Genomic DNA, 349 nt, shown 5'->3' with positions numbered 1-349 from the left:
CCTCATCGTTCTCGGTCTCGATGTCCTCGAGCAGGACCTCCATGCCAAGGGACTCGTACATCTCCACGGACTCGCTGATTCTCGGCTCGGTGGCGCTGAACATCCTCGTCCAGCCTTCTAGTTTCAGATCTTCCTCTCTCGTCATTTGAATCACATCAGAACAGGTCGTCCAGTTCGTCGTTCCCTTCCGGCAACTTCCCATGGACCTGCAGGAATTGTTGGATCAGTTCGCTCTCCCTCTTGGTGTACATCTTGTCCGCTTCCCAAAGGAAGAACTTGGCGTTTGGACTGGTTTGAAGCTGCTCGTTCAGAGCCTCTTGCATGTTCATCACGCCTGAGATGAGGATTA

The 349-nt window shown here is 53.0% G+C and carries 1 protein-coding gene; it reads right to left on the bottom strand.

Features of this window, described 5'->3' with window-relative positions; genetic code table 11:
• Window positions 1–155: 155 nt before the first annotated feature.
• A partial coding sequence (locus tag LN415_09975) for a hypothetical protein (GenBank protein ID MCJ2557404.1) occupies window positions 156–349 on the bottom strand: 194 nt, incomplete at its 5' end.

Source organism: Candidatus Thermoplasmatota archaeon, from assembly GCA_022848865.1.
Taxonomy (GTDB): domain Archaea; phylum Thermoplasmatota; class Thermoplasmata; order RBG-16-68-12; family JAGMCJ01; genus JAGMCJ01.
This window is presented reverse-complemented; position numbering and strand designations above follow the sequence as displayed.